This is a genomic window from Streptomyces sp. NBC_00536 (genome assembly GCF_036346295.1).
In the GTDB taxonomy this organism is placed as follows: domain Bacteria; phylum Actinomycetota; class Actinomycetes; order Streptomycetales; family Streptomycetaceae; genus Streptomyces.
Genome location: NZ_CP107819.1, coordinates 5,031,405 through 5,056,513 on the forward strand (window position 1 = coordinate 5,031,405; position 25,109 = coordinate 5,056,513).

Sequence of the window (25,109 nt, forward strand, 5' to 3'; positions counted from 1 at the left end):
GGCGGAGTTTACCCCCAGGGGTAGGTGCCCATGCGCCCGGAGGCCCAATTTTCTTCCCCTAACGGGTTGAACTTTTCCTGATCTCCAGCCAGTTGACCCATTGGTACGCCTACCCTTCAACAGGTGAACCAGTTGATGTCCCGCGAGTCACAGACCGCCCTGCCCGGCAAGCCCGCCCAGCCCGAGCTGCCCGGTACGCTCCCGGACCACCTGCGCGCCGAACTGATCGCGTTCCGCCGGGACTTGCACATGCATCCCGAACTCGGCCACCAGGAGTTCCGTACCACCGCCGCGATCAAGGCGCGGCTGGAGAAAGCGGGGCTGCGACCACGGGTACTCTCCTCCGGCACCGGCCTGATCTGTGACGTCGGGACCTGGGACGGAGTGGCGCCCATGCTCGCCATCCGCGCGGACATCGACGCCCTGCCCATTCCCGACGCCAAGACCCACGTGTCCTACCGCTCCACCGTCCCGGACCGCGCCCACGCCTGCGGCCACGACGTGCACACCGCCGTCGTGCTCGGCACCGGACTGGTCCTGGCCGACCTGGACCGGCAGGGGCTGCTGCCCCGGCCCGTGCGGCTGCTCTTCCAGCCCGCCGAGGAGGTGCTGCCGGGCGGCGCCACCGAGGCCATCGACTCCGGCGCACTGGACGGCGTGGGCAAGATGATCGCGGTGCACTGCGACCCGCGCGTGGACGCGGGCCGGATCGGCCTGCGGGCCGGCCCGATCACCTCCGCCTGCGACCGGCTGGAGGTCACCCTCGACGGGGCGGGCGGGCACACCGCGCGGCCGCACCTGACCACCGACCTGGTGACGGCGGCGGCCCGGATCGCGCTCGACGTGCCCGCGCTGCTGACCCGCCGGATGGACGCCCGTAGCGGCATGTCCGTCACCTGGGGCCGGATCGAGGCCGGGCACGCCTGCAACGTCATCCCGATGCACGCCGAGCTGTCCGGGACCGTGCGCTGCCTGGACCTGGCGGCCTGGCACGAGGCGCCGGAGCAGGTGCACGCGGCGATCGACGAGATCGCGGCGATGCACCGGGCCAAGTCGACGATCAACTACGTCCGGGGGGTGCCGCCGGTCGTCAACGACCCGGCGGTCACCGAGCTGCTGCGCGAGGCGATGGCGGCGCGCCGCGGCGTGGACTCGGTCGAGGACACCGAGCAGAGCCTGGGCGGGGAGGACTTCTCCTGGTACCTGGAGCACGTCCCGGGGGCGATGGCCCGGCTCGGGGTGCGCGCGCCGGGCGACACCGCCAAGCGCGACCTGCACCGCGGCGACTTCGATGTGGACGAGTCCGCGATCGCCGTCGGAGTCGAGTTCTTCACCGCCGCGGCACTCCTCGACGGGCGGCGCGCCAGGCCGATCAGGTAAAGCTCCGTACAACACCGTTGGACCCGCGGGTGGACGTGTCCAGCCCTTGATACACAAGGGCTGGACGCGTGACCGGTTACCAATCGGTCACTGTCCGGTTCGCGACGATCCGATAACGACTCATGTACGGGTCTTTAACTGACATCTACGCGCGTTACGATCGCGGCGAAACCAGCGCCGGTCCCGGCGCTTCGGTCAGGTTTTGAAGGAGCCTCCCCTTGCGCCGGATCACCAGGATCGCCACCGTGGGCATCGCCTCCGCGGCGCTCGCCCTCTCGGCCACCGCCTGTGGCGGTAAGAAGTCCTCGGACACCGGATCTTCCTCCGACAAGAAGGAAGCTTCCGTCGCCATCGCGTACGACATCGGTGGCCGCGGCGACCAGTCGTTCAACGACGCCGCCTACGCGGGCCTCCAGCAGGCCGAGAAGGACCTGAAGGTCAAGGGCGCCGAGGCGGAGCCCACCGACGGCGAGGGCGAGGCCGACAAGGTCCAGCGCCTCACCGAGCTGGCCCGCAAGGGCAACAACCCGGTCATCGGCGTCGGCTTCTCCTACGCCCCGGCCATCAAGAAGGTCGCGCCGAAGTTCCCGAAGACCACCTTCGGCATCATCGACGACACCTCGGTGACCGGCCCGAACATCGCCAACCTGGTGTTCAACGAGGAGCAGGGCTCCTACCTGGCCGGCGTCGCCGCCGCCAAGGTCTCCAAGACCGGCACGGTCGGCTTCATCGGCGGTGTCGAGGTTCCGCTGATCAAGAAGTTCGAGGCGGGCTTCACCCAGGGCGTCAAGGACACCAACCCGAACGCCAAGGTGCTCTCGCACTACCTGACCCAGCCCCCGAACTTCGACGGCTTCTCCAAGCCCGACCTCGGCAAGGCCACGGCGCAGGGTCAGCTCGACGCGGGCGCCGACGTGGTCTACGCGGCCGCCGGTCTGGCCGGTTCGGGCGCCATCGAGGCCACCGCCGCCAAGGGCAAGTGGGCCATCGGTGTCGACTCCGACCAGTACAACCAGGCGGGTCTGGTCAAGTACAAGGACCACATCCTGACCTCGGTCACCAAGCAGGTCCAGCTCTCCGTCTTCAACCTGATCAAGTCGGTCGAGGACGGCAAGCCGCAGACCGGTGAGGTCCGCTACGGCCTGGACAAGGACGGCGTCGGCCTGGCCGACTCCAACCCCGAGTACAAGAAGATGACCGACGTCATCGCCGCCGTGAACCAGGCGAAGGCCGACATCATCGCGAAGAAGATCACGGTCAAGACCACTCCGTAGGTACTTGACTGACGGTTCGACATGGTTTCCGGGGTCCGGGCAGCGGTCTCTACCGCTCCCGGGCCCCGAGGTCGTCTCTTCCGGTTCTTGATCGCGGTTCTTGATCGCTATTTCTGGCCACTTGGCCGCAAGTTTTCACTTTCGACAGAGCTACGCGCGTAGAGGCATCGTGGACGCGATACCGTCCTTCTCCCTCCCACCCGCCCGGCCGATCTCCGCCCCTTGCCCCCCGCCGACTCGGCTTTCCAGCTCCTTCCGCGCCAAGGAGAGTGCGTCATCAACGCGTCCAGCCCCCCGCTCGCCGTAGAACTGAACGGCATTACCAAGCGCTTCCCCGGCGTCGTCGCCAACAAGGACATCGCGATCACCGTCCGCAAGGGCACGGTCCACGCCCTGATCGGTGAGAACGGCGCCGGCAAGTCGACGCTGATGAAGATCCTCTACGGCATGCAGAAGCCGGACGAGGGCACCATCGCCATCGACGGCGAGCAGGTCCACTTCTCCAGCCCCGGCGACGCCATCGCCCGCGGCATCGGCATGGTGCACCAGCACTTCATGCTCGCCGACAACCTCACCGTGCTGGAGAACGTGGTTCTCGGCGGCGAGAAGCTCTACGGCATCGGCGCCAAGGCCCGCAAGAAGATCAAGGAGATCTCCGACGCGTACGGCCTGGGCGTGCGCCCGGACGCCCTCGTCGAAGACCTCGGGGTCGCCGACCGGCAGCGCGTGGAGATCCTCAAGGTCCTCTACCGGGGCGCCAAGATCCTCATCCTCGACGAGCCGACCGCCGTGCTCGTGCCGCAGGAAGTGGACGCGCTCTTCGACAACCTGCGCGAACTCAAGGCCGAGGGCCTGACCGTCATCTTCATCTCGCACAAGCTGGGCGAGGTGCTGAAGGTCGCCGACGACATCACCGTCATCCGGCGCGGCACGACGGTCGGCACCGCGGACCCGCACGACCCCAAGACCACCACCAAGCTCCTCGCCGAGCTGATGGTCGGCTCCGAACTCCCGTCGCCCGAGACCCGCGAGTCCACGGTGACGACGACGCCGATGCTGCAGGTCAAGGACCTGAGCCTGGCCGCCACCGACCCGGACGGCATCGTCCGCGAGGTGCTCGCCGGCATCGACCTCACCATCCACAAGGGCGAGGTGCTCGGCATCGCGGGCGTCGAGGGCAACGGTCAGACGGAACTCATCGAAGCCCTGATGGGCATGAGCATCCCCGACGGCGGCACCATCACGCTGGACGGCAAGGACATCTCCACCGTCCCGACGCGCAAGCGCCGCGAAGGCGGCATCGGCTACATCCCCGAGGACCGCCACCGGCACGGCCTGCTGCTGGAGTCCCCCCTGTGGGAGAACCGCATCCTGGGCCACGTCACCGAGGCGCCCAACTCCAAGCGCGGCGTCCTCGACCCGAAGGCCGTCCGCAAGGACACCGAGCGGATCGTGCGCGAGTACGACGTCCGCACGCCCGGCATCGACGTCACCGCGTCCTCGCTCTCCGGCGGCAACCAGCAGAAGCTGATCGTCGGCCGCGAGATGAGCCACAACCCGAAGTTCCTGATCGCCGCCCACCCCACCCGTGGTGTGGACGTCGGCGCGCAGGCCCAGATCTGGGACACGATCCGCGAGGCCCGTCGCGAGGGCCTCGCCGTGCTGCTGATCTCGGCCGACCTGGACGAGCTGATCGGCCTGTCCGACACGCTGCGCGTGATCTACCGCGGCCGCCTGGTCGCGGACGCCAACCCGGCGACCGTCACCCCGGAGGAACTCGGCACCGCCATGACGGGCGCCGCCACCGGGCACCTGGAAGCAACCGACAACCACTCCGACGCCGGTACCGACGCTGGTACCGCATCCCCGGAGGACGAGGCCCGATGAAGAAATTCGACAAGGACCGGCTGCTCCTCGCCTTCGCCGGGCCCGTGCTCGCGCTGGTCGCGGCTTTCGTGCTGACCGTGGTGGTGCTGGCGGCGACGGGCGTGGACCCGATCGACCCGCTGCGCATCATGGTGGAGAACGCCGGTTACGAGGACGTACAGATCCTCATCCTCAACCAGGCGGGCACGTTCTACCTGGCGGCACTGGCGGTGGCCGTCGGCTTCCGGATGAACCTCTTCAACATCGGCGTCGACGGCCAGTACCGTCTCGCCGCGATGATCTCGGCCGTGGTGGGCACCGCGGTGACCCTGCCAGGGCCGCTGCACATCCTGCTCATCGTGGTCGTCGCCATGCTGACCGGTGCCTTCTGGGCCGGTATCGCGGGTGTCCTGAAGGCCAAGCGCGGGGTGAGCGAGGTCGTCTCCACGATCATGCTGAACGCCATCGCGACCAGCCTCATCGCGTGGCTGATCCTGCCGAAGAACCTCGGCGTGCAGCCCGCGGGCTCCAACGACCTGACGACCGGTGACATCGCCGAGTCGGGCTGGTTCCCGTCGGTGACCATCGGCGACGGCCTGGAGATCTACGGGTTCACCTTCGTGGCCTTCGCGCTGGGCATCGTCTACTGGTTCGCGCTCAACCGCACCCGCTTCGGCTTCGACCTGCGCGCCACCGGCGCCAGCGAGTCCGCCGCGCAGGCCTCCGGTGTGGACGCCAAGAAGATGATCATCACCTCGATGCTGATCTCGGGCGCGGTCGCCGGCCTCTCCGGCATGCCGCAGCTGCTGGGCGAGACCCACACGTACAACCTGTCCTTCCCGGTGGGCGTCGGATTCACCGGCATCACCATCGCGCTGCTGGGCCGCAACAGCCCGGTCGGCATCCTCTTCGCGTCCTTCCTGATGGCCTTCATCGACAAGGCCTCGGCCGGTCTCGACACGGCCGGGTACGCGAAGGAGATCGGCACGATCATGAAGGGCCTGATCGTGATCGCCGTCGTCGTCTCCTACGAACTCGTCCGCCGCTACGGCATCCGCCGCCAGCAGCAGAAGGTCGGCGAGGAGCTGGCCGCGGGTCACGCCATCAAGACCGAGAAGGAGGTCGCGGCGTGAGCACCAGCACCGTTTCCGCGACGAGCGCGGCCCCCAAGAAGCAGGCCGGCCGCAAGAAGCTCACCCTGCCGTGGATCATGCTGATCATCGCGGGCGGCCTCGCGCTGGTCTCGCTGGTCCGCGTGATCAGCGGCGCCCAGGACCTGACCTCCGTCGGCCAGGTCTCCGGCGCCCTCTCCCTCGCCGTGCCGATCGGCCTCGCCGGTCTCGGCGGTCTGTGGGCCGAGCGCGCGGGCGTCGTCAACATCGGCCTCGAAGGCATGATGATCCTGGGCACCTGGTTCGGCGCCTGGGCGGGCTACCAGTGGGGTCCGTGGACCGGCGTGCTCGTCGGCATCGCGGGCGGCGCCGTCGGCGGCCTGCTGCACGCGATCATCACGGTCACCTTCAACGTGAACCACATCGTCTCCGGTGTGGCCATCAACATCCTGGCCCTCGGCTTCACCCAGTACCTGTCGAACTTCACGTTCGCGGACGCCCCCGGCGGCTCCTCCAAGCAGTCGCCGCGCGTCGAGGAGATCTACCAGATCACCGTGCCGGGGCTGTCCGACTGGCTGACCACGCTCCAGGGCAAGCACTGGTTCTTCATCTCGGACCTCGCCGGCGTCCTCGGCGGCCTGGTCACCAACCTGTCGCTGCTGACCGTCGTGGCCCTGCTGCTGATCCCCGGCACCTGGTGGGTGCTGTGGCGCACCACCTTCGGCCTGCGCCTGCGGTCCTGCGGTGAGAACCCCGTCGCCGCCGAATCCCTCGGCGTCAACGTCTACAAGTACAAGTACATCGCCGTGGTCGTCTCGGGCGCCCTCGCGGGCCTCGGCGGCGTGTTCCTGTCGATCGTCGCCAGCCCGATCTACCAGGAGGGCCAGACCGGCGGCCGCGGTTACATCGGTCTCGCCGCGATGATCTTCGGTAACTGGATGCCGGGCGGCATGGCACTGGGCGCGGGCCTCTTCGGCTTCACCGACAGCCTCAAGCTGCGCGGTGGCGCCGAGAACGTGCACGCGATGCTGCTGCTGATCGCGATCCTGCTCGTCCTGGCCGTCGCCTGGCAGCTGTACAAGCGGAAGTACATCGCGGCTGTCGTCTCCGCGGTCTGCGCCGTGGGCCTGTTCCTCTGGTACGTGACCACGGACGCGGTGCCGAGCCAGTTCGTGGACGCCGCCCCGTACCTGACCACCCTGCTGGTGCTCGCCCTCTCCGCGCAGCGCCTGCGGATGCCCAAGGCGGACGGCATGCCGTACCGCAAGGGCCAGGGCAAGTGACGACCGCGACCGTCCCCGACTGGGAGGCCCTGCGGGAGGCCGCCCGGGACGCCATGTCCCGGGCGTACGCCCCCTACTCGGGCTTCCCCGTCGGAGTCGCCGCGCTGGTCGACGACGGCCGCACCATCACCGGGTGCAACGTCGAGAACGCCAGCTACGGGCTCGGCCTGTGCGCCGAGTGCGGGCTCGTCTCCGCGCTCCAGGCCACCGGCGGCGGCCGCCTGACGCACTTCACCTGCGTCGACGGCAAGGGCGAGATCCTCGTCCCGTGCGGGCGCTGCCGGCAGCTCCTCTACGAGTTCGGCGGGCCCGAACTCCAGGTGGAGACGCCGGAGGGCGTCCTGCCGCTGGCGGCCATGCTGCCGCAGGCCTTCGGGCCCGACCACCTGAGATAGCCGTGCGGACGGCCCTTCGCCCCTGGGGGCGGAGGGCCGTCGTACTTCCCGTCTTTTTCTCCCCACTCTCTATGCGCGTAGAAGGAAGTCATCCATGGACGTCATCTCCGTCATCCGGACCAAGCGTGACCGCGGCGAGCTGAGCCCCGAGCAGATCGACTGGGTCATCGACGCGTACACGCGCGGTGTCGTCGCCGACGAGCAGATGTCGGCCCTGGCGATGGCCATCCTGCTCAACGGCATGAACCGGGCCGAGATCGCCCGCTGGACCGCCGCGATGATCGCGAGCGGCGAGCGCATGAACTTCGACTCGCTCTCCCGCCCGACCGCCGACAAGCACTCCACCGGCGGCGTCGGCGACAAGATCACCCTGCCGCTGGCCCCGCTCGTCGCCGCCTGCGGCGCGGCCGTGCCGCAGCTCTCCGGGCGGGGCCTCGGCCACACCGGCGGCACCCTGGACAAGCTGGAGTCCATCCCCGGCTGGCGCGCGCTGCTCTCCAACGAGGAGATGCTGCACGTACTGGACACCACCGGCGCGGTCATCTGCGCGGCGGGCGACGGGCTGGCCCCGGCGGACAAGAAGCTGTACGCGCTGCGCGACGTCACGGGCACCGTCGAGGCCATCCCGCTGATCGCGTCCTCGATCATGTCCAAGAAGATCGCCGAGGGCACGGGCTCGCTCGTGCTCGACGTGAAGGTCGGCTCCGGCGCCTTCATGAAGAACATCGAGGACGCGCGCGAGCTGGCCTCGACGATGGTCGGCCTCGGCACCGACCACGGCGTCAAGACCGTCGCGCTGCTCACCGACATGTCCACCCCGCTCGGCCTGACCGCGGGCAACGCGCTGGAGATCCGCGAGTCGGTGGAGGTGCTCGCCGGCGGCGGCCCGGCCGACGTGGTCGAGCTGACCCTGGCACTGGCCCGCGAGATGCTGGCCGCCGCGGGCATCCGCGACGCGGACCCGGCGAAGGCGCTGGCCGACGGTTCGGCCATGGACGTCTGGCGCCGGATGATCGCCGCGCAGGGCGGCGACCCGGACGCGGCCCTCCCGGTCGCCCGCGAGCACCACGTGATCAACGCCCCGGCCTCGGGCGTGCTGACCCGCATGGACGCCTACGCGGTCGGCGTGGGCGCCTGGCGCCTGGGCGCGGGCCGCGCCCGCAAGGAGGACCCGGTGCAGGCGGGCGCGGGCATCGAGCTGCACGCGAAGCCGGGGGACGCCGTCGTGGCGGGCCAGCCCCTGATGACGCTGCACACGGACACCCCGGAGAAGTTCGAGTACGCGATCGCGGCGCTCGACGGCTCCTTCGACATCGCCCCGGCCGGTACGTCCTTCACGGCGACCCCGATCGTGCTGGACCGCATCGCGTAACGCGCCCCGCACCGTGACCCCCGCCCCCGCCGATGAGTTCCGGCGGGGGCGGGGGTCATTCAGTGGTGGAGACGAAACGGTTTGTGGTGGCCGGGCCCGGGATGACGGCCGGGGAGACGGAGGAGGCCCTCGTACGGCTGCGCGCCGGGGCGGGGGTGGTGTGGGACGTCAGCGCCGTCACCGCGCCCGGCCTGGCGGCCGTGGAGGCCCTCGCACGGCTCGCGCTGGCGGCGGGGCAGGGCGGGGCCGCCCTGACCGTCACGGGGGCCGGAGCGGGCCTGCTGGGCCTGCTCCGGCTGACCGGGCTGACGGAGGCGGTCGGGCTGGCGGGGGCGGTCGGGCCGCCCGGGCTAGCCGAGCCGCTCGGGGAGTCCGAAGAGGGGGAACCAGCGCTCGGTGTCGAGGAAGGCGTTGAGACCGACGATCCGGCCCTCTGAGATCTCCAGGACCTGAAGGGCCCACGGGGTGTGACCCGGACCCGACTCCGCGGGGCGGTACTGGCCGAAGGCGGGCATGCCGTTGGCCGTCGTGGGGATCAGCCGCGAGCCGCGGCAGCCGATGCCCTGGTTCAGGTGCCAGGCGGCGATGTCCTCGTGGCCCTGGAGCCACAGGTCGAACGGCGGCATCGACAGGACCGCGTCCTCGTGCAGCAGGGTGGTCAGCCGGGCGATGTCGTACGCCTCGAAGGCGGCGAGGTAGCGCTCCAGCAGCTCGGCCTGGCCGGCGTCCAGCGGGTCGGCCGGGTCGCTCGGGCGGATCCGGGTGCCGGCGAGGGTGGCCCGGGCCCGCTGCAGGGCGCTGTTGACCGAGGCCACGGTGGTGTCCAGCAGGGTGGCGACCTCGTCCGCCTTCCAGGCCAGCACCTCGCGCAGGATCAGCACCGCGCGCTGCTTGGCGGGCAGGTGCTGGAGGGCCGCGACGAAGGCGAGCCGGACGGACTCCTTGGCCAGGGCCAGCTCGGCCGGGTCGGCGGTCTGCGGGATCACCCGCCCGTCCGGCACCGGCTCCAGCCAGGTCACCTCGGGGCGCTCGCTCAGGACGGCGGAGGCCTGGTGCTGCGGGGCCGTGAGGTCCATCGGGCGGGCCCGCTTCTTGCCCGCGGCGAGCAGGTCCAGGCAGACGTTGGTGGCGATGCGGTACAGCCACGACCGCAGCGAGGAGCGGCCCTCGAACCGGTCGTAGCTGCGCCAGGCGCGGATGTACGTGTCCTGCACCGCGTCCTCGGCGTCGAAGGCCGAGCCGAGCATCCGGTAGCAGTAGCCGGTCAGCTCGGTGCGGTGGCGGTCCATCGCCGAGTCCAGATCCGGCTTGGTGGCGAGGTCACTCATGATCGTCGAACCCCCTGGTAGATCCCGATACTTGGGAAGCTACCCGAGGGGTCCGACAACGGCAGCCCGGGACCTGACGGAGTCCCGGTCACGGGGTTATGCCGAGACCGCGGGCCGGATGGCGGGGTGGAGCGGGGAGTGGGTCACCGCGGGGCCCGCGAGGGGGTTGCGGGCGGGCAGCGGGGTGGTGCTGACACGCGCCGTGAACAGCTCCTCGCCCTCCTGGTGGATGGTGACCCGGACCCGCCCGGTGCCCTGTTCCGGTTCCGCTTCGACCCAGCACGGGGCGTCGAGTTCGGCGAACCGCGTGAAGCGGGTGTCCATCGCCGCGGCCATGGCCCGGGCGGGCCCGGCGACGATGTGGGCGGCCTGGCGGGCGGCCTCCAGCATGAGCGCGCCGGGGACGTGGTCGACGGGGTGGTCGAAGAGCACGGGGTGATCGGTGTCCACGCGCAGCTGCCAGCGGTGCGGGGAGGTGGTGGCGGCGAGGACGACGTTCTCGCGCAGTTCGTGGCCCACCAGCTTCGGCGAGACGGGCAGCGGCACCGGGACGGACCCGGCCAGCGCGGTGTCCACGTCGGCGTAACCGGCGCGCAGCCTGCGGTAGATGGCGGGCGCGTGGCTGCTGAAGCGGGTCTGGGCGCTGCCGAGCCAGACGCCGTCGCGGCGGGCCTCCACGTGCAGGGAGAGCGCGCCGAGCTTGCCGCGGCGCTGGACGACGTCGTGGCAGTTGACGTACAGGGTGACCTCGGCGGGCCGCAGCCGGGCCTGCAGGGCGGCGGCGCCGGGGGCTATCGCGTAGCGGAAGTACTCCCAGATCAGGTGGTGCCCGAAGGGGACGGTGTACGCGGCGTGGGAGAGCAGCGGGAAGATCTGCCGGACGGTCTCGGCGAACAGGAGCGGGTCGTGCAGGCCGTTCTGGGACCGGTAGAAGCTGTGGGCGCGCGGCCATTGGGCGGTGATGGTGAAGGAGTCCTGGTCGTCTCTGTGCCAGCCGGTCAGCAGGACCTCGGCCAGGGCCGCCTTGTGGACGTACTCGCGGGGGACGGTGGTGGTGACGGTGGCCGGCGGTTCGGCCGGTCCGCCGAAGGGGAGCTGCGGGATGGCGCCGGACTGGTAGCGGGCGTACTCGAACTCCATGTGTATCCCCCTGAGATGGCCGTGCAGGAACCGGTGTGGAGCAGGCGTGGTGCCGATGCGTCGCGGATGCGGGGCAGGTGCGGGGCAAGTGCGTGGCGGTACCGGAGCAGGCTGGCCTGGTCCCCCTTCGGACGATGTCCCGGGGTGGCCAGCTCGAATTAAACTAGAGAGTGCTCGTTTTGTTTGTCGAGCGGGAACGGGTGGAAAGTCGAGAGTGGCTTGAACTGGCTGCCGGAGGATGCGTTCATCGAGAGCAAGGTCCCACCCGGCCCCCCGGCCCGCTGGCATAACATAGAGGGCGTTCGTTTTTTTGCAAGGGGTGCTCGCATCATCCGACCCAGGCGCAAGTGGAGTGATCGTGTCGCAGGCCAGGCAAGCCCGAGCCATCCGGACCCGAGAGAAGATCCTCCGGGCTGCCGCCGAAGTGTTCGACGAACACGGTTTCTCCGGCGCGAGCATGAACAAGATCGTGCGCACGGCGGACACCACCATGGGCGCGATGTACTTCCACTTCGCCTCCAAGGAGGAGATCGCGAAGGCGGTGATGGCCGAGCAGGCGACCGACCTGTCCTTCACGGATGGTGAGGACGGCCTGCAGCGGCTGATCTACATCAACCTCGAAGTGGCCCACCAGATGCGCACCAATGTGCTGTTCCGGGCCGGTGTGCGGCTCGCGGTGGAGCAGGGCGAGTTCGGGATGCGGGACGCCGCCCCGTACCGGCTGTGGATCGATCTCTTCCGCGCGCAGCTCGAAGCGGCCCGCGAGCGCGGCGAGTTGCTGCCCGGGGTGGACGTCGAGGACTTCGCCGAGATCCTCGTCGGCGCCTACACCGGCACCCAGCTGATGTCCAACATCACCACCGGCAGGGAGAACCTCATAGGGCGCATCAGCGCCCTCTGGAGCTACCTGCTCCCGTCCATCGCGGCGCCCGCGGTGATCGCCGGGCTCGACCTGACGGGTGCCGCGCGTGCGGGCGGGCAGGGCGTGGCCAAGGTCTGAGCGCGCCCGCGCTCCACGGGGCCGGCCGCTTCACGCGGCCGGGACCGGTACGGGACCCGTTCAGTGAGGGGTGTTTTCAGGCCACCGAGGGGTCCTTGCCGGGTGACGGGGGGCCCGCGGCCCTGCTGTCAGATCCGGAGGAAACGGAAGTGCGGGAGATTCCGGACCACAGGACCTCCCACACTTCGGCCAGCCGGCCCCGCACGCTCCAGCCGCTGCCCGAGGCGGACTCGTACTGCCGCTGTACGGACACCTCCAGGTTGGAGACGAGGCAGGCGACGAGCACCCCGACGATTTCGGGGTCCGCGCCCGCCCGCTGTTCCAGCTCGCCGCCGCGGTAGGCCCGGGTCAGCAGGGAGCGCACGGCCGGGGTCCACGCGTCGTACCAGTCGGCGGTCACCGGCAGCTCGCGCGAGAGCCGGGCCGCGGCGCGGACGACCGGCTGCTTCTCCAGCAGCCGCGCCAGCGTCTGTGTCACCTCGGTGAGCGCCTCCAGGGCGGAGCCGCCCGGTCCGGTGGACCCCGCGGCCTCGTCGACCGCGTCGGCGGTCAGATCGTGACCGCGTTCGCACACCGCCTCCGCCAGGTCGTTCTTCGCCGGGAAGTGGAAGGTCAGGGCGCCGATGGTGGCCATCGCCGACCTGCTGATCCGGGTGAGCGAGGTGCCCGCGTACCCCCTGCGGGCGAATTCCTCCCCTGCCGCCTCGATGAGGAGGTTGCGGGTCCGGCCCGCCCTCTCCTGCTTCGTGCCCGCACGTTCGTGGTGTGTCGTCATGGCTCGCCCCTTGGTGGTCGGTGGTCGGCGTCGTTCCGGCCCCCCGGCCGTGCCTGCGTAGGTAGCATCCCAGAAAAACAAAGCGAGTACTCTCTATGGTGTAGAAAAAAGAGCGAGCGTTCTCTACGCTTACCGGGGAGTGAGGACGAGGAGGAGACGCACGATGACTCGTAACGCACCGCGGCTCGTGGACCCGAAACTCGCCGAACTGGGGAACTTCCTGGCCGAGCGCCGGGCCGAGGTCACCCCCCAGCAGGTCGGACTCCCCGGCGGATCGGCCCGCCGGGTACCAGGACTGCGCCGCGAGGAGGTCGCGATGCTCGCCGGCATCGGAGCCTCCTGGTACGCCTGGATCGAACAGGGCCGCGCCAAGAACGTCTCCCCGGAGATCCTCGGCGCCATCGCACGGGTGCTCCGGCTCGACGAGGCCCAGCGCCTCTACGCCATGCGGCTGGCCGGATACGCGGCCGTCGGCCGCCCCCAGCGCTGCGCCGACGACGACCTGCCGCTGCTGCTCCAGGTCGTCGACGGTTTCCTCCCCAGCCCCGCCTACGTCCTGGACCACTGCTGGGACGTCACCGCGGCCAACGCCACCGCCACCCGCCTGCTCGGTCTCGGCGGCGACCACTCCAACTACCTGCGCACCCTCTTCCTCGACCCCGCCGCCCGCGAACGCTTCCCGCAGTGGGACCAGGAAGCCGCCGCGGCCGTCGCCGCCTTCCGCGCCCAAGGCGGCGAGCTGCTCGCCGACGCGAGACTCGGCGCGCTGGTGCGCGAACTCACCGAACACAGCCCGGTGTTCGCCGCCCTCTGGGCGCGCCACCGGGTCGCCGACCGGGCCGAGGGAGCCCAGCGGCTGCGCCATCCCGACCTGGGCGAGCTGGAGTTCACCAAGGTCTCGCTGTGCGTCAACGGCCGGGCCGGGCTCCAGCTGATCCTGCTCAGCCCGCAGTACGGAACCGCCGAGTTAACCGAGCAATGGGCCGCCTCCGGGCGGTCCGACGCCCTGACCCGCCCCCTGGGCGGGCGCGGCGTCATCGTCTGAGAATCCGAGAAGAGGACCGATCCGCCATGACGACCGCCACCCGGTGGAACACGCCGGCCACCGCGCCGCGCACCCTGCGCTTCGGTGAGCACACCGTCACCTGGCTGCCCGACGGGTACGTGCAGCTCGACCCCCGGCGCTGGCTCCCCGAGACCACGGCCGCCGACTGGACCGGCGAGAACGCCGAACTCCTCGACGCCCAGGGCTTCCTGGCCGCCTCCATCGGCGCCCTCCTCATTCGCCGCGGCGACCGCGCGATGCTCGTCGACGCGGGCTTCGGCCCCCACGACATCCCCGCCGCGCACACCCACCCCACCCTCGGCCGCCTGGTCGGCGGGCAGCTCCCCGCGGCCCTCGAAGCCGTCGGCGTGGACCCCGCCGCCATCGAGCTGATCGCCTTCAGCCACCTGCACGACGACCACTTCGGCTGGGCCTTCCGCCCCGGCCAGGGCCTCGCCTCCCCCTTCGGCAACGCGGCCTTCGCGGCCTCCGCCGCCGAATGGGCCAACTGGGCGCAGCCCACGGCCGGTTCACCCCGGGTGCGGACCGTCCAGGACGGGGAGGAGATCTTCCCCGGGGTCACCGCCCGGCTCACCCCCGGCCACACCGCCGGGCACACCTCCTACGTGCTCACCTCGGGCGAGCAGCGGCTCATCGCCTTCGGCGACGTCTTCCACACCCCCGCCCAGTTCGCCCGCCCCGACTGGCGGGTCGCGATGGACTCGCTGCCCGCGGAAGGGGTCGCCTCCCGCCACGCGCTGCTCGCCGAGCTGGCCGTCCCGGGCACCACCGCCTTCGCCAACCACTTCTCCGACGTCGTCTTCGGGCGGCTCGGCGAGAATTCCGGCACGCCCTGCTGGGAACCTTTGGCAGAATTTTCCTGAAAAACGTCGCGGCACTTGCAGATCTTCCGTCCCGGCTTCAGAATTCATGGAGCCGGGGCTTTCTGTGCGTGCCAGCCGGCTCTTCCGCTTGCCCCGCCTATTGGTGCTGGCAACAGGTGTCGTGCTCATAGCAGCAAGAGAGGCTGGGAAACCGCCCGGGCTGCTGAAATGATTTCTGCATGAGCCAGAGAATCGCCATTGTCGGCGCCTACGGATCTGGAAAGACCCTCCTTTCCGAGGCCCTCTCCGAAGTGACCGGACTTCCCTACACCCAGGGCACCGCGATGCGGGAGCCGATCGGTGGGGAGGGAAAGCACATCTGGAACTGGACCGAGGGTGAGCTGCTCCAGCTCACCGTGAAGCGCTACGCCGAGCGCACCCTGAACGAGGCGGCCCACCCGGCCGGCTTCATCAGCGACGGATCGATCATCCACGAGTGGGTGTTCGCCAAGCTCCGCCTGGTCCTGGGCCCGAACCCGGGCACCGAGCAGTCGGTCGACAGCCGCTACCGCAGCGAGGTCACGGCGGCTTACGAGGACGTCGCGGACAACATCGGCAAGCTCGCGGTACGGCACGCGAAGAGCGCGTACGACGTGTTCTACCACCTGCCGATCGAATTCCCGCTGGACGAGAACAACCGGCCCATCAACGACATCTTCCGCACCTTGTCGGACGAGGTCTTGCTGCCCGCCCTCGCGGACACCGGAATTCCCGTCCACACGATCACCGGAACCCCCGCCGAGCGGCTGCAGCAGATCATCGACCTCAGCGGTCTGCCGACCGTCGTCGACATCGACAAGGCGCTCGCGGCCGTCCAGAAGTAGTCAAGAAACTCCCCCCCCCGGAAAGTAGTTCCCCTCACCCCAGGCGCCACCAGAGAAAGGTCACCGAAAATGCAGCTCGAGGTTCCCAAATGGGGCGACAAGCCCGATCTCAAACTGGCGATATCCGGCACCTACTCGTCCGGAAAGTCGACCACCACGGAAGCCCTCGCCATCGCGACCGGCATCCCGCGGACGCACGCCAAGACCTCCCGTGAGCTGCTCGTCGACCTCGTCCCCGGCAAGACGGTGATGGAGCTCAACGCCATGGAGCTGGTCAAGCTGGGCCTGCGCCGTTACGAGGAGCGCCTCGTCAACGAGGCCGGCGACGGCGCGTTCATCTCCGACGGTGGCGTCTTCCACGAGTGGGTGTACTTCGAGGCCCGCATGCGGGTCGGCATCAACCCCGGCATGCCGTGGTGGTTCCAGGCCGTCAAGAAGTCGCTCGGCGTGGTGTCGAAGGGCTTCTACCAGAAGTACACGGACACCCTCGGGGACATACAGAAGGACCGCGCCAAGCGGTCCTACGACGCCTATGTCCACCTGCCCGTCGAGTTCGACATGGACCGCGACGGACACCGTCCGGTCTCCGAGGAGTTCCGCCGGCTCTCCGATGACCTGCTCATCGGCGCGCTGGACGAGATCAAGATCCCGTACCGCATCGTCGGCGGCCCGATCCCGCAGCGCATCGAGAAGATCGTCGAGATCTTCGAGCTGCCGATCGTGGTCCCGATCAAGGAGGCGATCGAGGAGGCGGAGCGCCGCGTGGCGGCCGACATCTCGGACCTCCAGAGCAACCTCGCGTACATGGAAGCCATGCGGAAGAAGTCCTTCGGCAAGAGGCTCGCGTACGCCTTCCGTTACTGATCCACCCGTCCTGACCGTCCGACCGGAAGGAAATGGCGTGCCCACCAGCGTGCAGGCCAAGCCGCGTCGTCTCGGAGCGATCCTCGGCCTGTTGGCCTTCGCCCAGATGATCATCGCGATCGACTACAACATCATGTTCGTGGCCCTGCCCGACATCGGCAGCGACCTCGGATTCTCCGCCCAGAACCTGCAGTGGGTGATCTCTGCCTACTCGGTCGCCTTCGGCGGCTTCCTGCTCCTCGGCGGACGCGCCACCGACCTGTTCGGCCGCAAGAACATGTTCCTCTTCGGCCTCTTCCTCTACGCGGCCTCCTCGATCGCCGGTGGCCTCGCCACCGACTCGTGGCTGCTGGTCGCGGCCCGTGTGGTCCAGGGGCTCGGCGGCGCGTTCCTCGCACCCGCCACCCTCTCCCTGGTCACGACCCTCTTCGCCGAGGGCACCGAGCGCAACCGGGCCCTCGCGGTCTGGGGCGGCGCCGGCGGCTTCGGCATGGTGCTCGGCGCCATCCTCGGCGGCATCCTGACCGACGCCCTCGGCTGGCAGGCCGTCATGTGGGTCAACGTGCTGTGCGCCGGCGCGGCCATGGCCTACGGCCTCACCGCCCTGCCCACCACCGCGAAGGCCAACGCCACCGGCTTCGACCTCCCCGGCGCCGTCACCGGCACCGTGGCCTCCACGCTGCTGGTGTTCACCCTGGTCAACGGCCCCGAGGCGGGCTGGGGTTCGGCCACCACCGTCGGCAGCCTGATCGCCGCGGTGGTCATGTTCGCCATCTTCCTCACCATCGAGTCCAAGACCCGCGCCCCGATGATGCCGCTGCGGCTCTTCTCCAACCGCAACGTGTCCGTCGGCACCACGATCACCTTCCTCTTCATGGCGACCTTCGGTGCCTACGCCTACTTCCTCACCCAGTACTGGCAGGTCGTCCAGGGCTACAGCGCCTGGGCCACCGGCTTCGCCTTCCTGCTCCCCTCCGGCTGCGTCCTGATCGGAACCGTGGCCGCCGGGAAGCTGATGAACTCCTACGGCGCCCGCAAGACCCTGCTGATCGCCCTCACGGTCGGCCTCGTGGGTACCGTCGCCCTCGCCCTGACGCTGACCCAGGACAGCTCGTACGCGGTCATCGCCGCACCGCTGGTCGTCCTCTCCCTCGGCCAGGGCGTCATCTTCACCGCCATGTTCGCCGCCTCCACCACCGGCGTCGCGAACGAGGACCAGGGCATCGGCTCGGGCATCGCCACCACCGGCCAGCAGATCGGCGGCGCCGTCGGCCTCGCGGTCCTCATCGCCATCGCGGCCTCCGCCGCGGGCGGCGACGGGGCCACCGACCCGGCGAAGCTCACCGACGGGATCCTCACCGCGACCTGGGCCACCGCCGCGGGCATCGCGCTGACCTTCCTGGCCACGCTCGCCCTCAAGAAGCCCTCCGCCACCCAGGTGGCCGAGGCAGCAGCCGCACCGGCCGAACCGGCCGCCGCGGCCGACCCGATCACGGTGACGGCCCCCGTCACCGAGCGCGTCTGACGCACCCACCCCCGCTGCGTCCGGCGCCCCGCGCGCGGCCCCTTCCTCCCAACTTCCCCCGTGGGGGAGGGGGCCGCTCGCAAGCACCACCCGCACCACAGGCACCCGCACCGCACCGAAGGACAGGCACCGAGGCCCCACGCACCGCACCATCCCGGCCGGAAGTGGAGAGACGCAGTGAACGGCTACCGCACCGCATTCTTCGACGTGGACGGCACTCTCACGACCGCCCCGAGCATGTTCCGCTTCCTGCGCCACTACCTCGCCGCGCTGGGCAACCCGCCCCACGAGTACACCAGCCGCCGCCGCGAACTCAAGGCGATGAACCAGGTCGGCTGCCCCCGTACGGTCACCAACCGCGCCTACTTCGCCAACCTCGAAGGCGCCTTCGCCACCGAGGTCTCCTTCCACGCCGAGGACTGGTTCCGCGACGAACTGCGCTCCGGCTCCTTCTTCCACGAACACGGTGTCGCCGCCCTGCGCCGCCACCAGGACGACGGCACCCGGATCGTCCTCGTCTCCGGCTCCTTCCCCGCCGTCCTCGACCCGATAGCCGAGCACCTCGGCGCCGACGAGGTCTGGTGCACCGAGCCCGACATCGCCTGGGGCCGGTACACGGGCCGGCTCACCCGGCCCCCGATGCTCGCCGAGGCCAAGGCCGAGGTGGTCCGGGCCGTCGCCGCCCGCCACCGCACGACACCGGCCGAGTGCATCGCGTACGGAGACCACGTGTCCGACCTGCCGATGCTCAGGGCCGCCGGGTCCGCGGTGGTCGTCGGAGGCGACAAGGTCCTGCGCACCCACGCACGTATCCACGGGTGGTCCCTGCTGCCCGCCGCGCCGGTCCCCCCGGCGCTCGACCTGCCGATGTGGCACACGGCCCAGCACACGGCCGCTCACGACGAGGTGAAAGAGGTGGAAAGCGTATGACGTCATGGTTCTTCGACCGGATGCGGAGCTTCGGTGAGGCCGATGCCATCGTCTTCAACGGTGTGAGTTACAGCTACGCGCAGCTGGCCAGGCTGACCGGCGAGTGGGAGAGATTCCTCGACCGGGGCGGCGTCCACGCCGGCCAGGTCGTCGCCCTCGAAGGAGTCAGCAGCGTCGAGGCCTGTGCGGGCCTGCTCGCCCTGATCGAGCGCGGCGCGATCATCGTCCCGATGACCCCGCTGCCGCCCGCCAAGCGCGCCGAGTTCCACGAGGTCGCCGAGGTGGAGACGGTCATCTCGATCGACTCCCAGCAGTGGCGCCGCAGCATCGAGATCACCGGGCGCAACTCCGAGCACGAGCTGTACGACCAGCTCCGCACGGACGGGGTCCCCGGACTGGTCCTCTTCAGCTCCGGCACCACCGGCCGCAGCAAGGCCAGCGTCCTCGACTTCTCCAAGGTCCTGTCCAAGTACGGCCCCCCGACCCGCCCCCGGCGGACCCTCGGTTTCCTCAACCTGGACCACATCGGCGGCATCAACACCCTCCTGCACACCCTCAGTCAGGGCGGCGCGCTCGTCACCATCGACGAGCGGACCCCCGACAAGGTCTGCGCGGCCATCGAATCCAATGCCATCCAGATCCTGCCGACCACCCCGACCTTCCTCAACATGCTGCTGATCTCCCGGGCGTACGAGCGGCACGACCTCTCCTCGCTCCAGCTGGTCAGCTACGGCACCGAGCCGATGCCGGAAGGCACCCTGACCCGGCTCGGCCAGGCCCTGCCGCAGACCCGGCTCAAGCAGACCTACGGCCTGTCCGAGCTGGGCATCATGCCCACCAAGTCCCGCGACGACGGCAGCCTGTGGGTCAAGCTCGGCGGCGAGGGGTTCTCGTACCGCATCGAGGACGGGATCCTGTGGATCCGCTCCGACATGGCGATGCTCGGCTACCTCAACGCGCCGGCGCCCTTCGACGACGACGGCTTCTTCAACACCCAGGACGCGGTGGAGACGGACGGCGACTACGTCCGGATCCTGGGCCGCAAGTCCGAACTCATCAACGTCGCGGGGGAGAAGGTCTACCCCAGCGAGGTCGAGAACGTGCTGCTGGAGCTGGAGTACGTCGCCGACGCCGTCGTCTCCGGCCGCCCCAGCCACGTCACCGGCCAGGTCGTCAAGGCCGTCGTCCGGCTCACCGCGCCGGTCGACGACGAGCGGGCGACCGCCCGGCGCATCCGCGAGTACTGCGCGCAGCGCCTGGAGGCCTTCAAGGTGCCGGTGGTGGTCGAGGTGACCACGGCGGACACGCACTCCGACCGGTTCAAGAAGATCCGGAGCGCCGTGTGAGCACCGAGCACGCGGAGGCCGCGCAGGTTGCCGAGGCCGCGCAGCACATCGACGCCGCGCGCGGGGGCGGCGCCGACGAGCCGGGGGAGGGGCGGGTCGCCGTCGTCAGCGGCGGCAGCCGGGGCCTGGGCCGGGTGCTCGCCGAGCGGCTGCTCGCCGCGGGATGGCGGGTCGCCACCTTCAGCCGCAAGCCCAACGAGTTCACCGAGGAGACGGCCGCGGCCCTGCCCGAGACCTTCCTCTGGCAGTCGGTGGACCTCCACGAGGCCGCGGAGATCCGGCAGTTCACCAAGGCGGTGCGCGACCGCTTCGGCCGGGTCGACCTCCTCGTCAACAACGCGGGGGTGCTCCACCAGGAGCTGTTCCTCACCATCGCCCCCCAGCGGATCGAGGACCTGCTCGCCGCGAACCTGACCGCCCCCGTGCACCTGACCCAGGCGTGCGCCCGGCTGATGATGCGCGGCGGCGGATCCATCGTGAACATCTCCTCCATCAACGCCATCCGCGGCTACCGCGGAGTCGCCGTCTACGCGGCGGCCAAGGCGGGCCTGGAGGGGTTCGGCCGGGCACTCGCCCGGGAACTGGGGCCCGTGGGCATCAGGGTCAACACCGTGACCCCCGGGTTCTTCGACAGCGAGCTGACCTCGGACGTCACCGAGCGGAACCGGGAAAAGATCCAGCACCGGACTCCGCTGGGCCGGCTCGGCAGCGCGGAGGAGATCGCCGACGCGGTCCTCTACCTCGCCTCTTCACAGGCACGTTTCATCACCGGTCAGTCATTGGTCATCGACGGAGGAATCACATGCTGAACGAGCAGAACATCCAGCAGATCATCGAGCGCGAGATCCAGTCCGTGGTCCTCAGCTCGGAGGAGGAAGAGGTATCGCTGGACGACGAGCTGCTCAAGTCCGGGGTGAACTCGCTGATGCTCGCCCAGCTGCTGATCCAGCTGGAGACCGAGCTGGGCGTCGACCCGTTCGCCGCGGACCTGTCCATCACGGAGATACGGACGCTGCGCGAGCTGGTCGGCGCGTACGAGGCGGCCCTTGAGCGTGCGGCCTCGGCCGGTGCGACGGCGGGTGCGTGACGTGTCCGCCGCAACACAGACCGAGACCCCGGTCGAAACCCCGGTCGAGACCCCGGTCGAAACTCCGCAGAAGCTGTTCCTGAAGTCGGTCGACGACTATCTCGGGCCCGGCGAGGGCCGCTTCTTCTCCCGCGGCTACCAGCGGGCCGAGTACCTGGTCCGCGACCTCGTCTCCACCCCGGTCACCATCGAACGGCCGGGCATCCGGGCCACCGTGGACGTCAGCTACCCGGCCGACTGGTCCCGCAAGAAGAACGGTACGGACCTGCGCCCCCACCTCAGCACGGTGGACGCGCTGGTCCTGGGCGTCCAGCTCGCCGAGCTGCACCTGGTCCACGCCTACGGACTGACCGGCGAAGCCCGCGGCACCATGCGGCTGCGCAAGGTGGTCCTGCGGGCGGGCGGAGCGCCGCAGGAGGACCTCCTGCGGATCCCCGCCTCCTCCCGTCTGGTCCGCACCGACGACGTCCCCGGGGTGCCGGGGCGGCGGCTGTCCGTCCACGACGGCGCGGTCGGCGAGTTGCGGGTGCGCTGCGAGATCGAGCACGACGAGGGCGTACGGGCCGAGGACGAGGGCGTCTTCAACAGCCTGGACGAGGGCCTCGGCGAGGGCGTGCGCCGCTTCTACGGCGACGGCTTCAAGCGCCGGCGCCACGTCATCCGTGACGTGGTCGTCGACATGGAGGAGCTGTCGGCCACGGCCGGGGTGCACTTCGTCCCCGGCCCGGCCGAGGGCTCCGGCGGGCCCGGGGCGCTGGGCGTCGACGCGGCCACCGAACCGTCGGTGTCGCTCGTGGACGCCTTCGTGGTCAACCTCCAGCTGGTCCAGGTGCTGATGTACGAACTGGACCAGGTCAACCGGGCGTCCAGCAACACCCTGTGGATGATGCAGACCGTGCTCACCGCGGCGGACACGGCCCTGCCGTTGCCGACCCGCGGGGACGAGGCGCAGACCGCGTCCGCGCGGCTGACCGCCAAGCGGGTGCTGCCGCTGCGGGGCGGGGTCTGGCGCAGCGTGGACATCGAGGCGGGCCTCGGCGGAGTCGGCGTGCGGGCCTCGTTCGCACACGAACTCCCGCCGGAGGCAGCGGCCTCGGCCACCTGACCGGGCTCCGGGCCTGCTGACCGGTCCCCTCGGCCGGTCGGCCGCCCCGGCCCCGGGCCCCAACTCAGCCTCGCCGGCGTTTGAGGCGCCCCCGGAGGGCACTAGGGCCGCACTCGGCCCCAAGGCCCCAGTCCGTAGCCCGCCCGTCCGGTGGGGCCCTGCGGCCCGGTGGACCCTCCGGGGGCGCCTCAAACGCCGGCGGGGCTGGGATTGGCGCCCCTCACCCCCGCCGGCGGGGCTGGAGGTGGCGCACCTCACCCCGTCGGCGGGGCTGGAACTCGCCGGAGATCCGGCCCCGCTCGGCGGGCCAATGAACCGAAACACCACTAAGGAGACACCGATGCGGCTGTCCGTGTCCGGTACCTATTCCGCGGGGAAGACCTCCACGGCCACCGCCCTCGCCTCCTACACCGGTCTTGCCTTCGCCCCCGCCCGGCCCATCCGGGAGATACTGCCCGACGCCGTGCCCGGCAAGGCGCTCGCCGAGGTGACGCCCGCCGAGTACCTCCAGCTCGCCGTGCGCCGGCACGTCGGCCGGGTGCAGAACGAGGCGCGCCTCGGGGCGCGGGGCGCCGGATTCGTGTCCGACGGTTCCTCGCTCCAGGAGTGGATCTACGCGGCGGCCCGCGTCCGCTTCGGGATGGATCCCGCCGCGCCCGCCGCCACCGCGCCGGCCACCGCGGCCATGGGGTTCTTCGCCGAGGCCGTCGACCAGCTCGGCCACGCGATGCGCCAGCACGTGAAGGAGACCTACGAGGGCTTCGTGCACCTGCGGGCCACGGCCGGGGCGGTCAAGCCCGGCGGGCACCGCCGGATGCACCCCGAGTTCCGCGCGTTCTGCGACGACATGCTGCTCCAGGCCCTGGTGGACCTCGACGTGACCTACCACGTCGTCGAGGGCACCCGCCCGGAGCGGCTGGAGAAGATCGCCGACCTGTTCGGGCTGCCCGTCGTACGGTCCGCCGACGAGGCGATCGAACTGGCGGCCCGCGCGTACGAGTCCATCGACTGGCGGCTGGAGGGCGAGCGCGCGCAGAGCGCCGCCTCCCTCGTCGCCGCGGCCGCCGGAGGGACCACCAAATGACCACCGAGACCACCCCCTACGCGCGCCGCTGGCTGATGCTGCCCGTCGTCCTGGCCGCGCTCTTCATGGCCCAGTTCGACCTCTACGTCGTCAACGTCGCCGCCCCCACCCTCCAGCGGCAGCTGGGCGCGGGCCCGGTCGCCCTCGAACTCATCGTCGCGGGCTACGCCTTCACCTACGCCAGCGGTCTGATCACCGGCGGCCGGCTCGGTGACCTCTTCGGCTCCCGCGTGATGTTCCTCGGCGGGGCGCTCGCCTTCACCCTCGCCTCGCTGCTCTGCGGGATCGCCCAGAGTCCCGGCCAGCTCGTCACCGCCCGGCTGCTCCAGGGCGTGACCGGCGCGGCCATGGTGCCTCAGGTGCTCGCCCTGATCACCGGGGTGTTCAGCCCCGCCGAACGGCCGCGCGCGCTGGCCTGGTTCGGCTTCACCGTCGGGGTCGGCGCGGTCGCCGGGCAGGTGCTCGGCGGGATGCTGCTCCAGGCCGGTTCCTCCGGGCTCGGCTGGCGGGCGATCTTCCTGGTCAACGTGCCCGCCGGGCTGCTGACCTTCCTGCTGGCCCGCCGCCTGGTGCCCAAGCGGGCCGCCGGAGCCGGGGCGCGCGGCGGGCTCGACCCCGTCGGGGCCATCGGCATCCCGGCCGGGCTCGCGCTGGCGCTCGTACCGATGATGCTCGGCGGGGCCAAGGGCTGGCCGCTGTGGACCTGGCTGTGCCTGGCCGCCGCGGTGCCCGTGCTCGCCGGGACCCTGGGGTGGGAGCGCAGGCTGGCCCGCCGGGGCGGGCGGCCGCTGCTGGACCTCTCGCTCTTCCGGATCCGCTCCTTCCACCGCGGTCTGGTGGTCAGCGGGGCGGTCTTCGGGGCGTTCTTCAGCTTCATGTTCGCCCTGACGCTGGTCCTCCAGTCCGGCCTCGGGCTGAGCCCGCTGGCCGCCGGGTTCTCCTTCGCCCCGCTCGGCCTCGCCTTCGCCGGGGCCTCCATGGCGGCGCGCCGGATCCCGCCCGCGCGGGCCGCCCGTACGGTCCTCAGCGGGACGCTGGTCGCCGCCGCGGGCCTGGTCGTCCTGCTCGGTGAACTCACCTGGGCCGCCGACCGGATCAGCGCCCTGCGGCTGCTGCTGCCGATGGTCCTGATCGGCCTCGGCAACGGGCTCGCGGTACCCGCCCTGACCGGCGCGGTGCTCACCGGAGTCGGCCCCGGCCAGGCCGGATCCGCCGCCGGAGTGCTCACCACGGCCCAGCAGTTCGCCAGCGCGGCCGGAGTGGCCCTGCTCGGCTCCGTCTTCTTCTCGGTGCTCGGCTCCGGGGAGGGCCCCAGCGCGTACGCGATCGCACTGCGCTGGGTCGCCGGGATCGGACTGGTCCTGGTGCTGGTCGCGGCCGCCGCGAGCCGGGCGCTGCCCCGGCCGGAGGACGAGGCCAAGGACAAGGCCAAGGACAAGGCCGAGGGCGCGCAAGAGAAGAACCCGAACAAGATTCTGGGGAAGGTGTGA

24 protein-coding genes are annotated in these 25,109 nt (G+C 70.6%); 21 read left to right on the forward strand and 3 right to left on the reverse strand.

What is annotated here, in order from left to right:
- The first annotated feature begins 135 nt into the window (after positions 1-135).
- From OHS33_RS22330 to OHS33_RS22365, 8 genes are all read left to right on the forward strand, one after another.
- Positions 136-1,380, forward strand: coding sequence for an amidohydrolase (locus tag OHS33_RS22330; protein ID WP_330335149.1), 1,245 nt, complete (start codon positions 136-138; stop codon positions 1,378-1,380).
- Between the two features lie 218 nt (positions 1,381-1,598).
- Complete coding sequence (locus OHS33_RS22335; RefSeq protein WP_330332167.1) at positions 1,599-2,654, forward strand: BMP family lipoprotein; 1,056 nt, start codon at positions 1,599-1,601, stop codon at positions 2,652-2,654.
- Between the two features lie 222 nt (positions 2,655-2,876).
- Complete coding sequence (locus OHS33_RS22340; RefSeq protein ID WP_443065337.1) at positions 2,877-4,541, forward strand: ABC transporter ATP-binding protein; 1,665 nt, start codon at positions 2,877-2,879, stop codon at positions 4,539-4,541.
- Entirely contained in the window at positions 4,538-5,653 is a 1,116-nt protein-coding gene (locus OHS33_RS22345; RefSeq protein WP_330332168.1) for an ABC transporter permease, read from the forward strand. Before OHS33_RS22340 ends, OHS33_RS22345 begins: the two co-directional genes overlap by 4 nt.
- On the forward strand, positions 5,650-6,915 hold the full coding sequence (locus OHS33_RS22350) for an ABC transporter permease (RefSeq protein ID WP_330332169.1): 1,266 nt from the start codon (positions 5,650-5,652) through the stop codon (positions 6,913-6,915). Before OHS33_RS22345 ends, OHS33_RS22350 begins: the two co-directional genes overlap by 4 nt.
- Positions 6,912-7,310 carry a cytidine deaminase gene (locus OHS33_RS22355; RefSeq protein ID WP_330332170.1) on the forward strand — a complete coding sequence of 133 codons (399 nt, stop codon included), beginning with the start codon at positions 6,912-6,914 and terminating at the stop codon, positions 7,308-7,310. The genes OHS33_RS22350 and OHS33_RS22355 overlap by 4 nt, the downstream gene beginning before the upstream one ends.
- Before the next feature lie 94 nt (positions 7,311-7,404).
- The gene (locus OHS33_RS22360) at positions 7,405-8,682 is read left to right on the forward strand and encodes a thymidine phosphorylase (RefSeq protein ID WP_330332171.1); all 1,278 of its coding nucleotides are present in this window, start codon (positions 7,405-7,407) and stop codon (positions 8,680-8,682) included.
- Between the two features lie 62 nt (positions 8,683-8,744).
- Positions 8,745-9,119 carry a hypothetical protein gene (locus tag OHS33_RS22365; RefSeq protein WP_330332172.1) on the forward strand — a complete coding sequence of 125 codons (375 nt, stop codon included), beginning with the start codon at positions 8,745-8,747 and terminating at the stop codon, positions 9,117-9,119.
- Here the strand turns inward: OHS33_RS22365 and OHS33_RS22370 are convergent.
- Positions 9,033-10,010, reverse strand: coding sequence for a sigma-70 family RNA polymerase sigma factor (locus tag OHS33_RS22370; protein ID WP_330332173.1), 978 nt, complete (start codon positions 10,008-10,010; stop codon positions 9,033-9,035). The genes OHS33_RS22365 and OHS33_RS22370 overlap by 87 nt on opposite strands.
- A 96-nt stretch (positions 10,011-10,106) precedes the next feature.
- Entirely contained in the window at positions 10,107-11,150 is a 1,044-nt protein-coding gene (locus tag OHS33_RS22375; RefSeq protein ID WP_330332174.1) for a ScbA/BarX family gamma-butyrolactone biosynthesis protein, read from the reverse strand.
- A gap of 358 nt (positions 11,151-11,508) precedes the next feature.
- Between OHS33_RS22375 and OHS33_RS22380 the strand changes: the two genes are divergently transcribed.
- Entirely contained in the window at positions 11,509-12,150 is a 642-nt protein-coding gene (locus OHS33_RS22380) for a ScbR family autoregulator-binding transcription factor (protein WP_330332175.1), read from the forward strand.
- A 76-nt stretch (positions 12,151-12,226) separates the two neighbouring features.
- Here the strand turns inward: OHS33_RS22380 and OHS33_RS22385 are convergent, their stop codons facing one another.
- Entirely contained in the window at positions 12,227-12,925 is a 699-nt protein-coding gene (locus tag OHS33_RS22385; protein WP_330332176.1) for a TetR/AcrR family transcriptional regulator, read from the reverse strand.
- Between the two features lie 163 nt (positions 12,926-13,088).
- Between OHS33_RS22385 and OHS33_RS22390 the strand changes: the two genes are divergently transcribed.
- The 12 genes from OHS33_RS22390 (at position 13,089) to OHS33_RS22445 (ending at position 25,109) form a co-directional block, all read left to right on the forward strand.
- A complete protein-coding gene (locus OHS33_RS22390) occupies positions 13,089-13,970 on the forward strand; it encodes a helix-turn-helix domain-containing protein (RefSeq protein ID WP_330332177.1) in 882 nt (293 codons plus the stop codon).
- Between the two features lie 26 nt (positions 13,971-13,996).
- Positions 13,997-14,854: an MBL fold metallo-hydrolase gene (locus OHS33_RS22395; protein WP_330332178.1), complete on the forward strand. Its 858-nt coding sequence runs from the start codon at positions 13,997-13,999 to the stop codon at positions 14,852-14,854.
- 179 nt (positions 14,855-15,033) lie between these two features.
- Complete coding sequence (locus OHS33_RS22400; RefSeq protein WP_330332179.1) at positions 15,034-15,678, forward strand: AAA family ATPase; 645 nt, start codon at positions 15,034-15,036, stop codon at positions 15,676-15,678.
- Between the two features lie 69 nt (positions 15,679-15,747).
- Positions 15,748-16,542, forward strand: coding sequence for an ATP/GTP-binding protein (locus OHS33_RS22405; protein ID WP_330332180.1), 795 nt, complete (start codon positions 15,748-15,750; stop codon positions 16,540-16,542).
- A 37-nt stretch (positions 16,543-16,579) separates the two neighbouring features.
- Entirely contained in the window at positions 16,580-18,067 is a 1,488-nt protein-coding gene (locus OHS33_RS22410) for an MFS transporter (RefSeq protein WP_330332181.1), read from the forward strand.
- A 177-nt stretch (positions 18,068-18,244) separates the two neighbouring features.
- A complete protein-coding gene (locus tag OHS33_RS22415) occupies positions 18,245-18,997 on the forward strand; it encodes an HAD family hydrolase (protein ID WP_330332182.1) in 753 nt (250 codons plus the stop codon).
- Positions 18,994-20,343 carry a class I adenylate-forming enzyme family protein gene (locus OHS33_RS22420; RefSeq protein WP_330332183.1) on the forward strand — a complete coding sequence of 450 codons (1,350 nt, stop codon included), beginning with the start codon at positions 18,994-18,996 and terminating at the stop codon, positions 20,341-20,343. Before OHS33_RS22415 ends, OHS33_RS22420 begins: the two co-directional genes overlap by 4 nt.
- Positions 20,340-21,152, forward strand: coding sequence for an SDR family NAD(P)-dependent oxidoreductase (locus tag OHS33_RS22425; RefSeq protein ID WP_330332184.1), 813 nt, complete (start codon positions 20,340-20,342; stop codon positions 21,150-21,152). Before OHS33_RS22420 ends, OHS33_RS22425 begins: the two co-directional genes overlap by 4 nt.
- On the forward strand, positions 21,146-21,430 hold the full coding sequence (locus tag OHS33_RS22430; protein ID WP_330332185.1) for an acyl carrier protein: 285 nt from the start codon (positions 21,146-21,148) through the stop codon (positions 21,428-21,430). Before OHS33_RS22425 ends, OHS33_RS22430 begins: the two co-directional genes overlap by 7 nt.
- A gap of 1 nt (position 21,431) precedes the next feature.
- Positions 21,432-22,535, forward strand: a complete 1,104-nt coding sequence (locus OHS33_RS22435; protein WP_330332186.1) for an AvrD family protein — start codon at positions 21,432-21,434, stop codon at positions 22,533-22,535.
- A gap of 340 nt (positions 22,536-22,875) precedes the next feature.
- Positions 22,876-23,619 carry an AAA family ATPase gene (locus tag OHS33_RS22440; RefSeq protein ID WP_330332187.1) on the forward strand — a complete coding sequence of 248 codons (744 nt, stop codon included), beginning with the start codon at positions 22,876-22,878 and terminating at the stop codon, positions 23,617-23,619.
- Complete coding sequence (locus OHS33_RS22445) at positions 23,616-25,109, forward strand: MFS transporter (RefSeq protein ID WP_330332188.1); 1,494 nt, start codon at positions 23,616-23,618, stop codon at positions 25,107-25,109. The genes OHS33_RS22440 and OHS33_RS22445 overlap by 4 nt, the downstream gene beginning before the upstream one ends.